This is a genomic window from Desulfosporosinus sp. FKB, assembly GCF_002196705.1.
Classification (GTDB): Bacteria; Bacillota; Desulfitobacteriia; order Desulfitobacteriales; family Desulfitobacteriaceae; genus Desulfosporosinus.
In genome coordinates this window covers 15,141-28,430 of record NZ_NADJ01000039.1, presented here as the reverse complement: position 1 = coordinate 28,430, position 13,290 = coordinate 15,141, and the positions used below count along the sequence as shown (strand labels likewise).

Sequence of the window (13,290 nt, the reverse complement as noted above, 5' to 3'; positions counted from 1 at the left end):
TTGAATTTTAGTCAAGTTATTGCTAAAGAACTTGGATTAAAGCAGACACAAGTGCAAGAAGCAGTCAACTTATTGGATAGCGGAAATACGATTCCCTTCATAGCTCGTTACCGTAAAGAGGTTACCGGGGAACTTGATGAAAATGTATTGCGTGATATTGTTGAACGGTTAGATTATTTACGACGCTTGGAACAGCGGAAAGCCGAGGTCCTGCGGCTTATTGATGAACAAGGAAAACTTAACGACGAACTGTCGGCTCAAATTACTGCCGCGACAGTACTTCAGGACGTCGAAGATCTCTATCGGCCTTATAAGCAGAAACGTCGGACACGGGCCACTGTGGCTAAAGAGAAAGGTTTGGAACCTTTAGCTTCATGGCTTCTTCTCCAATATCCCGGAGTTCGCGTTGACCCTCAGGGAGAGGCTGAGAAGTATCTAAATGATGAATTAAACGTCACTACGGTCGAAGATGCTTTGAATGGTGCCATGGATATTATCGCCGAGCTTATAGCTGATGATGCTGGTTTGCGTAAGCAGATACGTGAAGAAACCTGGCGAATCGCTGATGTGGTTGCTGCAGCGTCGGCTAAAAAGGGTAAGGAACGCTCTGCCTACGAAATGTACTATGAATACCGTGAACCAGTTCGTAAGATTCCTCCCCATCGGATTTTGGCCCTTAATCGGGGCGAGATTGAAGAGTTTTTAACCGTGAAAATTGAGGCTCCCTTGGAAACGATCCAACGGCTTATTGGTATTCGTTATGTAAAAACCGGCCCTTGCGCCGAATATGTTCAAAGGGCGGCCGCAGATTCTTATAAACGCTTAATAGAACCTTCTATTGAAAGAGAGATACGGACAGAGCTTTCCTCTCATGCTGAGGAGCAAGCGATAAAAGTGTTTGCCGCCAACCTTCGGCAGCTTCTGCTTCAGCCTCCCGTCCGCGGTAGAATAGTTTTAGGTCTTGACCCGGGATTCCGGACCGGATGTAAGTGGGCCGTTGTTGACGAGACGGGAAAACTTATGAAGGTGGGAGTAATTTACCCCCATACCGGGAAAAGGCAGCGTGAAGAATCAAAAGTTGCTTTAAAAAAGGCGATTACAGAATTCGCAGTCGATATCATTGCTATAGGCAATGGCACAGCCTCGAGGGAAACGGAAGAAGTTGTAGCGGAAATGATTCAGGAAGAGGGAATAACTGCCGAATTTATTTTAGTCAGCGAGGCGGGGGCTTCTGTCTATTCCGCTTCGAAATTGGCCGGCGAAGAATTTCCTGATTTTGATCTTTCTTTGCGGAGTGCGGTTTCCATTGCCCGACGGCTTCAAGATCCTTTAGCTGAGCTGGTTAAGATTGAACCCAAGGCCGTTGGTGTGGGTCAGTATCAGCATGATGTTCAGCCCAAGCGGTTGGAGGAATCTCTCCATGGAGTTGTGGAAACCTGTGTGAATGGCGTTGGTGTTGATCTGAATACTGCTTCGGCTTCTCTGCTTCAATACGTAGCCGGGCTGAAACCGGCAGTGGCGAAAAACATTGTTGCCTGGCGCGACGAGAATGGGAAATTCAAGTCACGAGACCAACTGAAAAAAATACCCCGCCTTGGTGCCCAAACATTTATCCAATGTGCCGGGTTTATTCGTCTGCCCGATGGGGAAAATCCTCTGGAAAATACGCCGGTTCATCCGGAATCCTATCAGCTGGCGGAAAACATTTTAAAAAAGGTTGGTCATACGCCTCAGGATTTAAAGGATCAACTTAGAGAAGTTCGTCAGAAACTCGCCGAACTAACAGCTGAGGAATTGGCCGAAGAATTTGGCGCTGGGGTACCGACAGTTCGCGATATTTTAGATGCTCTGCAAAGACCGGGACGAGATCCACGGGAAGATTTGCCCCGACCGTTGCTGCGGCGGGATGTCACTCACTTAGAGGACCTCAAGGAAGGCATGATCTTAGAAGGAACCGTTCGCAATGTGGTGGATTTTGGTGCCTTTGTGGATATTGGAGTTAAACACGACGGACTTGTTCATATTTCTCAGTTAAGTGATAACTATATTAAACATCCGATGGAAGTTGTGTCTGTAGGAGATATTGTCAAAGTTCGTGTCCTGGGGATTGATAAGGAGAGGGAACGGGTGAGCCTTTCCATGAAGGACCTTTTGCCTAATGCATCCCTAGCCTAAAAGGCCGGGCTTGATCCCCAAAGTACCTTGCTATAGGGTGGCAGTTGGTTAACTTTGATAGAAATGAGGGCCGTCTTCAGTGCAGAAGGTTCAAATGCAGCGTTGGCAGGGAGTAGGTGCTGTCCTAACAGCTGGAACTGGATATGCTTGTATGTCTATTCTCTTGAAAGGGGCTTACAGCCTTGGACTTGGCCCAATCCAAGTCATTGCGTTACAATCTTGGGTAGCAGCTATTCTCCTCTTTAGCTATACAGTTATCTTTAAACGGGAGATTTTCAAAATTTCTTTACGGATGTTTGGCTGGCTGCTGCTCCAGGGTGTCGTGGGAACAATGGGAACAAGCTTGTTGTATGCTTACGCGCTTATATTCCTGCCCGTTTCTGTAGCTATACTTCTTCTTTATCTATATCCGGCCTTAGTTCTTGCGGCGAGAGTCTTTTTATGGCACAAGCGAATCGGTCGTAAGGAATTGGCAGCTCTCTGCTTGACCTTAGGCGGGACGACGTTGGCCAGCGGGATATTTTCGGGTGTCAGTGGAGTGGCTTGGGCTGGTATTCTCTTGGGTTTAGCGGCGGCAATAGGTTACGCGGTTTTCAATCTTGTGGGAGAGGTTGTGCTGGCTGAAGTGTCACCCTTAGCGGCCATGTGTTTTAGCCAGTGGGTATGTGCTGTTTCCCTGCTCATTGTCTCGAAGGGAGAAATTATGAGCATTCCTTGGCAGAATGTGCACATCTGGGAATTAGGCCTTTTGCTGGCTACTATTGCCTCAATCATTCCTTTTTATATGACGTTGTTGGGCATTGAACGTCTTGGCTCTGATCAGGCCGCTATTTTGAGTACCTTTGAATTGCCTATGACGTTTGTGTTAGCTGCAATTTTTTTAAAGGAATTTCCCACCATGACCCAGTGGATTGGCGGGGGATTTGTTTTAGCGGGAATTTTATTATTAAATTGGAGGAACAGAAAGAATGAGGAAACTTCTAATAAAAAACGGCCGGATTTATACGATGGCAGGGCGTGATTTCGTGGGGGATCTATTAATCGAGGGATCGAAAATTGCGGCTCTCGGAGAAACATTGGAAGTTCCCGGGGATGCTGAGGTGATCGATGCTTCCGGATGTCTCGTTTTGCCCGGTATGATTGATGCTCACTGTCATGTAGGTATTGGGGAAGAGATCTACCGCTGGGAGGGAGAAGACTTTAATGAAATGACCGATCCGGTGACACCGGATATGCGGGCCATTGATGGTATTAATCCTGAGGACGAAGGCTTTCGCGATGCCCGCTTAGGCGGGATTACAGCTGTCTTTACCGGCCCCGGCAGCGGTAATGTTATTGGCGGAACGGGAGTAGTCATGAAGACGGCAGGTAAAATTGTCGATAAAATGGTTGTAAGAGATCCTGCAGGTTTAAAAATTGCTTTTGGCGAGAACCCTAAAATGGTTTATGGTGAACAAAAGAAAATGCCCATGACCCGGATGGGCACGGCAGCACTCCTGCGTCAAGCTTTAGTTGATGCTCAAGTATATAAGGGTAAGCTTGAGGATGGGAAAAAAGATCCGGATAAACTTCCGGAGAGGGATTTGGGCCTGGAAGTGCTTATGAAGGTCATTCAGCGGGAAATTCCCTTGCGCGCTCATGCCCATCGGGCGGATGATATTATGACGGCAATTCGTATTGCTCGGGAATTTGACGTTGATTTAGTTATTGAACATTGTACGGAAGGTCACAAAATTGCCGAAGAGTTGGCTGAGTTGGGGTATCCTGCGGTGGTTGGTCCCCTTTTGACAAACCGCTCGAAAGTTGAATTAAAGGATAAATCTTTCCAAACTCCGGGAATCTTGACTAAAGCAGGAGTTAAAGTAGCTATTATGACCGATCACTCAGTTACCCCCATAGAACAGCTTCCTTTGTGTGCTGCTCTGGCTCACAAAGCAGGAATGGATAAGGAAGATGCTCTTCGTTCCATCACCATTAATGCGGCGGAAATCCTCGGTGTTGCTGATCGTATCGGTTCTTTAGAGGTTGGTAAAGACGCTGATATTGTTGTTTGGGATGAACATCCCTTTCAATTGGGTGCGCGTCCTCACTATGTCATTATCGACGGGAAGATGGTCTGTCCGGAAGCGAGGAAGGCTGGTAATGGATTATAAAGTAACGAGTGTGACAGCTGAACAAACTAAAAATTGGGGAAAATATTTAGCAGCGTACTTGCTGCCCGGCGATGTCCTTGCCTTAATTGGGGATTTGGGCGCCGGAAAAACTGCCTTTGCTCAAGGAATCGGCGAAGGGTTAGGGGTCACGAGACCGATGGCCAGTCCGACGTTTACCTTAATTCATGAATACGAAGGCCAATGTCAAGGAACTCAGATTCACTTAGTTCATATGGATTTGTACCGTTTGCAGCATCCTCACGAAGCTGAAGTGATCGGTGTTGAGGAATCGTTTTCAGGGGATTCTATTTGTTTAATTGAATGGCCGGAAATTGCTGAGGATTATTTGCCGGAAAATCGCCTGGACGTTAAGATCCTTGGGAGCGGGGAACAGCCTAGGGAAATTGTCTTTCATGTCAATGAAGGGAATTGGGAACAACGGATTACAGCCATGATTCACTCTAAGGAAGGAAAGCTTGGGGGATCCTAATGAAATACTTAACCATAGATACAACAACAAAAGTGAGTGCCATTGCCCTAGCCGAAGATGGAAAGGTCGTTGCTGAGGGTTTCTTACATACCTCAAAGACCCATTCAGAACGAATTATTCCAATGCTGGACCAGCTTTTTGCTGCTGCTGCTTGGACACTGTCTCAACTGGAGTTAATAGGTGTTGTGAGAGGACCGGGTTCATTTACCGGGATAAGGATTGGCATCGCTACAGCCCAAGGGTTGGCACAGGTCTTGAAATTGCCGTTGGCAGGGATACTTTCCCTCGATGCTCTCGCCTGGGCTGGCTGGGGGAGAGACGAAGATATAGTACCCATATTGGATGCACGAAAGAATGAGTGGTATACAGCCCGCTATCGCTGGACAGCGGAAAGTGCTTCTGCAGAGTGCCTAATGGCTCCACAAGCCCTTTCAATCAGCGAATGTTTGGAACAGTTAAAGGAACTTAAGCAGCGGATTTGTTTTATCGGAGATGCTGCCGGAAAAGCCAAACAAGAAATTGAAGCTGCCCTTGGGGACAGAGCTATTGTCCTGCCGGATTATTTAAGCTTACCAAGGGGGGCTTATGCGGCCCAAGAGGTATGGAGACGCTGGCAAGAGATTGGTGCAGGCGAAAAGGTAGAACCCTTTTATATACGTTTTTCGGAGGCCGAGGTCAATTGGGCCAAAAAAGAGCGGGCGCGCAAAGGAGAGAACCATGAATAAAGGATTGGTGCGTCCAATGCGTATGGAAGATCTTGAAGCTATTATGGAAATCGAGCATGCTTCCTTTTCAACTCCCTGGTCGTTACAAGCCTTTGCGGCAGAACTTAAAGACAACGAATATGCCCAGTATCGTTGTCTGGAGTTGGATGGCCGAGTGATCGGGTATATGGGACTATGGTTCATTCTTGATGAAGGACATATCACGAATATTGCTATTTCTCCTGACTATCGGGGTCAACGCAGGGGAGAATTTTTGATGCGTTCTGTGATGAACGAGATGGTTAATTTAGGCATGGATCGGATGACTCTCGAAGTACGCGTCTCTAATTATCCAGCCCAGGATTTATACAGGCGCATGGGTTTCAGCGCAGCAGGGGTCCGCAAAGGCTATTATGCAGACACGGGGGAGGATGCCTTGATTATGTGGGCGGAATTGGGGAGGAGTGATGAACGATGACGGTGAGTCAGGAGAAGCAGATTACTATTTTAGGCATTGAAACGAGCTGTGATGAGACCTCTGCCGCTGTTTTAGTTGATGGGGTAAACTTACGCAGCCATATTATTTCTTCCCAAATTGTGACTCATCAGAAATATGGAGGCGTGGTACCGGAAATAGCTTCCCGCGAGCATAGCCTTCATATCCGTCCGGTAGTGGAACAGGCATTAGCCGAGGCCAGCGTTGGGTTTAAAGATCTTTCAGCGATTGCGGTAACTTATGGACCAGGACTCGTGGGTTCTCTGCTGGTGGGCGTTTCCGGTGCCAAAGCTATGGCTTATGCCGCCGGAATTCCTCTGTTAGGGATAAACCACTTGGAAGGGCATATTTATGCCAATTTCCTGGAACATCAAGATCTGGAATTTCCTCTTTTGGCCCTTCTGGTTTCTGGAGGACATACGCATCTTATTGTATTTAAAGATCATGGGAGATACGAAGTTTTGGGATATACTCGGGATGACGCGGCAGGTGAGGCTCTGGACAAAGTGGCCAGAGCTTTGGGTTTAGGTTATCCAGGAGGACCTCAGATTCAAAAAGCTGCTCAAGACGGTAATGAGCAAGCGTTTAAATTTCCGCGCGCCATGTTAGAGCCTGGAAGTTTGGATTTTAGTTTCAGCGGAATGAAGTCAGCTGTTTTGAATGCTTTGAATTCTGCCCGTATGCGGGGTGAAACCTTAAATGTCCCTGATTTAGCGGCTTCTTTTCAGCAAGCAGTTGTTGACGTTCTAGTTCACAAAGCACTGCTTGCTCTTCAGCAGACTGGGGTTAAAACGCTTCTCTTAGCGGGTGGAGTTGCAGCAAATCGTTTATTAAGGGAATCTCTTGAGTATGAGTTATCCCGGCAAAAAGTACGTTTAGTTTATCCCTCACCGGTGTTTTGCACAGACAATGGGGCAATGATTGCCGCGGCTGGCTACTATCATTTCCTCGCAGGAGACGCTGCACCTTGGACATTGAATGCAGTTCCAGGACTAAATTTAAAGTCGCTATAGTGATTATTGTGGTTTAAATGAAAATGAATTCGACGAAACAAAGCGAGGACGTTAGATTTCCTCGCTTTGTTTCGTATTCTTTTGAAAGAAAAATATCCTTGGCAGTAAGGTGCTGTGGATAAGGTAAAACTGTGGATAATGTGAATAAGTCTGTAGATAAGTATAGATAGCGGGTTGAGGGTTTTAAGATAAAGGTGGACAGTTGGGATAAAGTTACCCACAGACCCTGTGGATAATGTTGATAACTTTCCGGGAAGGCAGTTAAACTGGGGATTAGGCTGTGGATAAAAATGTGTGTTAAAAAACGTTAAGACTTTTCCTAAACATGTCCGTATAGATTGAAAAAATGTGAACAACTTCGAAATAATGCAAGCTCAATAAAACATTTATAGTTAAACTTTAATTCTAGAATTAATTAGCGCAATTGTCTGATTAATGTAGAAAACCATCGTATTATGCTGTATATCATCAAATATTCATGAATTCTATAGCTCAATATTTTGGTATAATGATAATTTAAAAATTCTAACTATACATAATAAAAATTAAAATTTAGAAGAAGGAGTTTGCCGCTATTGATCGAATATTTCTAATAAACATGTGATTTTACCGAAAGGCAGTGCAAGAGATGAGTAAGGAGACATCATTGCAAAAGGGTATCATACGCAAATCCTGTTTAGCCCAGCGCGGAAGTATGGGGGAGAAAGAAAGAGCTGACAAGAGCCGTTTAATTCAGGAGAAGGTTTTGGCCTTATCAGACTATAGACAGGCTCAGACTGTCATGCTGTTTCTTAATTTTCGCGATGAGGCAGAGACCACGGGCTTAGCTGAGGCTGCCCTTGCCATGAAAAAACGACTTATCTTGCCTCGTTGTGCGCCTCAAGGGATACTTCTGTCAATTGAAGTACGCAATCTCAGCGAGGATATTGAACCGGGACTTTGGGGAATTCGTGAACCTAAATTGAAGCTTGGTGAAACAGAGCCTTCAGAGATTGATTTAATCCTTGTGCCCGGTGCAGGCTTTGATCTGCAGGGGAATCGTTTGGGATACGGAGGAGGCTATTATGATCGGTTTTTTATGCGGATCAAGCCGACCGTACCCCGAATTGCTATAGGTTTTGAATGTCAAGTCATTGATCAAGTCCCTGTGGATGATCATGATGTTAAAATGACCATGTTAATAACTGAAAAGAATGTTTACCATTTTGAATCTAGGAAACAATAGGGGGTATTTATTTGTGCACTGCGTGTGAGGATCTCGTCGATCCTAAAGAGATCAAATTGGATGAAATTATTGCCAAGTATCAAAGCGAAAAGGGGCCTTTGATCCCGATTTTACAAGAAGCTCAAGAAGTCTATGGATACTTGCCTGCTCACGTTCTTAAACACATTAGCAAAGCGACCCGTATACCGTTATCCAGGATTTATGGTGTGGTAACATTTTATGCCCAGTTCCGCTTAACTCCTGTAGGACGCAACCTGATTAATGTTTGTATGGGAACGGCCTGTCATGTTCGCGGGGGAGCCAAAGTATTAGAAACTTTGGAAAAGGAATTAAAAATTAAAGACGGCGCGACAACGGAAGACGGACGTTTTACGTTGGAAATCGTAGCCTGTATTGGAGCCTGTGGACTTGCCCCGGTAATATCCATCAATAATGAGGTTCATGGACGATTGCTGCCGGAGAAGATAGCCGGGATATTGGCCAAATACGAGTAGGGGGTTAAGGGATGGCTGAGAATCAAAAGATTCTAGTGTGTGCAGGAACAGGTTGTGCTTCTTCTGGGGCACTTCCGATCATTGATATTTTAAAAGAGGAAATAAAGCGTCAAGGGCTGGAAGAGACTGTAACTATTGTCGGTACAGGATGCCAAGGTTTCTGTGAAAAAGGACCAACTATTGTTATCGAACCTCAACATGTCCTATATACTCGTGTTCAAGGAGAAGATATTGCAGAAATCGTTGCTTCGGATGTTATGAAAGGTGAAAGGGTTGAACGTTTATTATTATTAGACACAGAAACTCAAAAACCCGTGACCAAAATGTCCGACATCCGGTTTTTCGCGAAACAACATCGAATTGTCCTGAAAAACTGCGGGGTTATTGATCCCCAGCGTATTCAAGATTATACGCTTCGCGACGGTTATAAAGCCCTTGAAAAAGTGCTCAAAGAGATGAAACCGAACGACGTCATTGAAGAAGTTAAAAAATCCGGATTGCGTGGACGAGGTGGTGCAGGATTCCCAACAGGTTTAAAATGGAGTTTCTGTCAACAAACGCCGAGTGACAAAAAATATATAATTTGTAATGCCGATGAAGGAGATCCGGGGGCCTTCATGGATCGCAGCGTTCTTGAAGGTGATCCGCATTCCGTTATTGAAGGAATGCTCATTGGAGCTTATGCAATGGGTGTTGATGAAGGTTATGTTTATTGCCGTGCGGAATACCCTTTGGCTATTAAACATCTCAGTATAGCTATTAAGCAGGCTGAAGAAGCGGGCTTTTTGGGAGACAATATTTTTAATTCCGGCTTCAATTTCCGCTTGAAAGTATTTGCCGGTGCAGGAGCCTTTGTCTGCGGTGAAGAGACAGCGCTGATGGCTTCCATCGAGGGCAAGCGCGGAATGCCGCGTGTTCGGCCGCCCTTTCCGGCTGTGAGCGGTTTATGGGGGAAACCGACAAATATTAATAACGTTGAAACCTGGTCTAATATTCCGCATATCATCCGTCATGGAGCAGAGTGGTATGCTCAATTTGGAACGGAGAAGAGCAAAGGGACGAAAATTTTTGCTCTGACCGGAAAAGTAAATAATACAGGTCTGGTTGAAGTTCCAATGGGAACAACATTACGGGAGATTATCTTTGATATTGGGGGTGGAATCCAGAACGGCAAAGCCTTCAAGGCTGTGCAGATTGGAGGCCCCTCAGGCGGATGCTTGCCTGAGAACATGCTCGATCTATCCGTAGATTATGAAACCTTGACCAATGCTGGAGCAATGGTCGGTTCGGGCGGACTTGTCATTATGGATGAGACGACGTGTATGGTCGACATTGCCCGTTTCTTCGTAAACTTTTCCCAGAAAGAATCTTGTGGAAAATGCACCCCCTGCCGCGAAGGCAATAAGCGGATGTACGACATTCTGGACAAAATCACGAAAGGCGAAGGGAAAATTGAAGATCTCGACACCTTAGAGAATCTAGCCTTAACGATCAAAGAAACATCCCTCTGCGGCTTAGGCCAGAATGCCCCAAATCCTGTACTGGCAACGCTCAAATATTTCAGACATGAGTTTGAGGCCCATATTTTAGAGCATAAGTGTCCCGCACATGTCTGTTCAGCGTTATTGAGTTATTCAATTGATGCCGATAAGTGTAAAAAATGCAGTCTTTGTGCCAAAAACTGTCCGGCTAACTGCATCAAAGGCGATAAGAATACTCCATATGTTATTAACCAAGATGAATGTATTAAGTGCGGTACTTGTATGGATAAATGTAAGTTTGGAGCAGTAAGCCGTTCGTAGTCTGGGTTTGCGTTTTCAATATCGCTATGATAGATATACTGAGAGGAGTGAAACACTTTGGAGTGGTTTACAATAACTATTGACGGCCGTGAAGTAAGCGTTCCCAAAGGAACAACTGTGCTTGAAGCCTGCCGCATGAACAATATTCCTGTTCCTACGTTGTGTCATGATCCGGAGCTTACCCCTTCTGGTGCTTGTCGTTTATGTGTAGTTCAAATTGAAGGAATGAGGAATCTTCCTCCCTCTTGTGTTACCCAAGTGGCACAAGGCATGAAAATTGAGACGCAAAATCCAAAGGTTCGCGCGGCACGTAAAACGATTTTAGAATTATTAGTTGCCAATCATCCTTTAGATTGTATGACCTGTGAAAAAATGGGGAATTGTTCTTTAGCAGAATATGCTTATGAGTATGGAGTAAAAGGTGACGTTTTCGCAGGGGAAAAACGCGACCTTCCTGTGGATAATGCAAATCCTTTCATCATTAGAGATCCTAATAAATGTATCTTGTGCGGGAAATGTATCAAGGCTTGTACAGAAATCCAAGGAAAAAGCAGGTTAGACTTTTCCTTCCGCGGATTTAACACTCAGGTAGGTCCCGCCTATAATATACCCCTCAACGAATCGGATTGTGATTTTTGTGGTTCTTGTGTTTCAGTATGCCCCGTGGGTGCACTGACGGAAAAACAAATGGCTGGGAAAGGACGTCCTTGGGAAGTCACTAAAGTTCAAACGACTTGTCCGTTTTGTGGTGTGGGATGTAACTTTGACCTGAATGTTAAAGATGGTCAGGTCATTGGTGTAACATCGAACCCGCAAGCTCCTGTAAATGGCAAGGCTCTTTGTGTAAAAGGCCGTTTTGGGATGGATATGATTTATAGCTCCAGACGCGTAACGACCCCGCTTATCCGAAAGGATGGCGTCTTAGTTCCGGCGGAATGGGATGAGGCTTTAGATTTAGTTGCTTCGAAATTTCGCGAAATTAAGGATGCTTATGGGCCTAATGCTCTTGCAGCTTTAAGTTCAGCACATTGTACTAATGAAGAAAATTATTTAATGCAAAAATTTATGCGCGCGGTGATCGGAACGAATAATGTTGATCACTGCGCCAGGACCTGACACGCTCCCACAGTGGCCGGTCTGGCCACTTCATTCGGCTCAGGTGCTATGACAAATTCTATCAACGAAATTCCAAATGCCGAGGTTATGTTTGTTATCGGTTCGAATACAACGGAGGCTCATCCGGTCATTGGGACGAAGATGAGGCAAGCATTAGCTAAAGGCGCAAAACTAATTGTAGTAGACCCACGCTGCATTGATTTGGCTGAACAGGCAGATGTATGGCTAAGACTTCGCCCAGGGACGGATATTGCTCTGGTTAACGGGATTATGCACATTATTCTTGCCAAGGGCTGGGAAGATCGTGGGTTCATTGCAGAACGTACGGAAGGTTTTGAAAAACTCAAAGAAACCCTTCAGAAATATACCCCCGAGTACACCAGCCAGATTACCGGTGTGCCGGCAGAACAACTCGAGGAAGCAGCAAGGATTTATGCAACTGCCGAACGGGCACAGATTTTCTATACTTTAGGAATTACTGAGCACTCCTGCGGTACAGATAATGTTTTGAGTCTGGCAAATCTCTCCATGCTTACAGGGCATATAGGCAAGGAATCTACAGGAGTTAATCCGCTGCGCGGGCAAAATAACGTTCAGGGTGCCTGTGACATGGGAGCTTTGCCCAATGTTTATCCCGGTTATCAACAGGTTAGTAATCCAGAGGTGAGAGCAAAGTTTGAGGCCGCTTGGGGAGTTCCCCTTGATCCGAATCCGGGCTTTATGATTCCTGATATGTTTGACGCTGCGGTGAACAAACAACTGCGTGCTTTGTATATCATGGGTGAAGATCCTGTAATGACGGATGCGGATGCTAATCATGTCCGCAAAGGCTTAAAAGCTTTGGACTTCCTCGTTGTGCAGGAAATTTTCCTGTCGGAAACAGCACTGCTGGCCGATGTGGTTCTGCCAGGTGCTAGTTTTGCCGAAAAGACAGGAACTGTTACTAATACCGAGCGCCGGTTCCAGATGGTAAATCAGGCCATAAAACCCTTAGGGAACGCTAAACCTGATGGCGAAATCATCTGCGAACTGGCAAATCGAATGGGTTATCCTTTCCCCTACGCATCGTCAGCAGAAGTTATGGAAGAGATTGCCCAGCTAACGCCTCAATTTGCCGGAATATCCCATGAGCGCCTGGGAACTCAAGGACTGCAATGGCCGGTCCCAACTGCGGATCATCCTGGGACTAAGTTCCTGCATAAAGGAAAATTTAATAGAGGCAAAGGGCTTTTCGTTCCTTGTGAAAATCAGCTGCCTCATGAACAACCTGACAAGGAGTACCCTCTCCTTCTCAACACAGGACGGAAACTTTCGCATTATAATGTATTTACGCAAAGTTCTGAAGGGTTGATTAAGAACTCACCGGAGGAATTAGCAGAGCTCAATCCTATTGATGCTAAGCAAATAGGAATCAGTGATGGTGACGTTGTAAAAGTAGCATCTCGCCGGGGAGAACTTAATACGAAGGTTAAGGTAACTGAACGGGTGCCTGCGGGCATGCTTTTTATGACTCTTCACTATGCAGGATCGCCGACCAATGTTTTAACTAATGGAGCTTACGACAAAGTCACTAAGACCTATGAGTATAAGGTCTGTGGTGTAAAAGTTTCAAAACTCTAGTA

General features: G+C 45.6%; 11 protein-coding genes. All 11 read left to right on the top strand.

Translation table 11 applies throughout. The features are described from left to right. The 11 genes from B5Y67_RS18845 (at position 1) to fdhF (ending at position 13,288) form a co-directional block, all read left to right on the top strand. The gene (locus B5Y67_RS18845) at positions 1-2,175 is read left to right on the top strand and encodes a Tex family protein (protein ID WP_088227965.1); all 2,175 of its coding nucleotides are present in this window, start codon (positions 1-3) and stop codon (positions 2,173-2,175) included. A gap of 79 nt (positions 2,176-2,254) precedes the next feature. Next, positions 2,255-3,196, top strand: coding sequence for a DMT family transporter (locus tag B5Y67_RS18840; RefSeq protein ID WP_088227964.1), 942 nt, complete (start codon positions 2,255-2,257; stop codon positions 3,194-3,196). Continuing rightward, positions 3,144-4,328: an amidohydrolase gene (locus tag B5Y67_RS18835; protein WP_088227963.1), complete on the top strand. Its 1,185-nt coding sequence runs from the start codon at positions 3,144-3,146 to the stop codon at positions 4,326-4,328. Before B5Y67_RS18840 ends, B5Y67_RS18835 begins: the two co-directional genes overlap by 53 nt. After that, entirely contained in the window at positions 4,318-4,818 is a 501-nt protein-coding gene (gene tsaE, locus B5Y67_RS18830) for a tRNA (adenosine(37)-N6)-threonylcarbamoyltransferase complex ATPase subunit type 1 TsaE (protein ID WP_088227962.1), read from the top strand. The genes B5Y67_RS18835 and tsaE overlap by 11 nt, the downstream gene beginning before the upstream one ends. Then, positions 4,818-5,543: a tRNA (adenosine(37)-N6)-threonylcarbamoyltransferase complex dimerization subunit type 1 TsaB gene (gene tsaB / locus B5Y67_RS18825; protein ID WP_088227961.1), complete on the top strand. Its 726-nt coding sequence runs from the start codon at positions 4,818-4,820 to the stop codon at positions 5,541-5,543. The genes tsaE and tsaB overlap by 1 nt, the downstream gene beginning before the upstream one ends. Next, on the top strand, positions 5,536-6,000 hold the full coding sequence (rimI, locus tag B5Y67_RS18820; protein ID WP_088227960.1) for a ribosomal protein S18-alanine N-acetyltransferase: 465 nt from the start codon (positions 5,536-5,538) through the stop codon (positions 5,998-6,000). The genes tsaB and rimI overlap by 8 nt, the downstream gene beginning before the upstream one ends. Further along, on the top strand, positions 5,997-7,031 hold the full coding sequence (gene tsaD / locus B5Y67_RS18815; protein ID WP_088227959.1) for a tRNA (adenosine(37)-N6)-threonylcarbamoyltransferase complex transferase subunit TsaD: 1,035 nt from the start codon (positions 5,997-5,999) through the stop codon (positions 7,029-7,031). Before rimI ends, tsaD begins: the two co-directional genes overlap by 4 nt. 628 nt (positions 7,032-7,659) lie before the next feature. Beyond that, entirely contained in the window at positions 7,660-8,256 is a 597-nt protein-coding gene (locus B5Y67_RS18810; RefSeq protein ID WP_088227958.1) for a 5-formyltetrahydrofolate cyclo-ligase, read from the top strand. Between the two features lie 11 nt (positions 8,257-8,267). After that, complete coding sequence (gene nuoE, locus B5Y67_RS18805) at positions 8,268-8,750, top strand: NADH-quinone oxidoreductase subunit NuoE (RefSeq protein WP_088227957.1); 483 nt, start codon at positions 8,268-8,270, stop codon at positions 8,748-8,750. 11 nt (positions 8,751-8,761) lie between these two features. Continuing rightward, entirely contained in the window at positions 8,762-10,552 is a 1,791-nt protein-coding gene (gene nuoF / locus B5Y67_RS18800) for an NADH-quinone oxidoreductase subunit NuoF (protein WP_088227956.1), read from the top strand. Positions 10,553-10,609: 57 nt separating this feature from the next. Continuing rightward, complete coding sequence (fdhF, locus tag B5Y67_RS18795; protein ID WP_088227955.1) at positions 10,610-13,288, top strand: formate dehydrogenase subunit alpha; 2,679 nt, start codon at positions 10,610-10,612, stop codon at positions 13,286-13,288. Positions 13,289-13,290: the final 2 nt, after the last annotated feature.

Bases quoted from the DNA above. Each gene is read 5' to 3' on its own strand.
- B5Y67_RS18835 (WP_088227963.1), top strand. From the start codon at position 3,144: ATGAGGAAACTTCTAATAAAAAACGGCCGGATTTATACGATGGCAGGG.
- tsaE (WP_088227962.1), top strand. From the start codon at position 4,318: ATGGATTATAAAGTAACGAGTGTGACAGCTGAACAAACTAAAAATTGG.
- tsaB (WP_088227961.1), top strand. From the start codon at position 4,818: ATGAAATACTTAACCATAGATACAACAACAAAAGTGAGTGCCATTGCC.
- rimI (WP_088227960.1), top strand. From the start codon at position 5,536: ATGAATAAAGGATTGGTGCGTCCAATGCGTATGGAAGATCTTGAAGCT.
- tsaD (WP_088227959.1), top strand. From the start codon at position 5,997: ATGACGGTGAGTCAGGAGAAGCAGATTACTATTTTAGGCATTGAAACG.
- B5Y67_RS18810 (WP_088227958.1), top strand. From the start codon at position 7,660: ATGAGTAAGGAGACATCATTGCAAAAGGGTATCATACGCAAATCCTGT.
- nuoF (WP_088227956.1), top strand. From the start codon at position 8,762: ATGGCTGAGAATCAAAAGATTCTAGTGTGTGCAGGAACAGGTTGTGCT.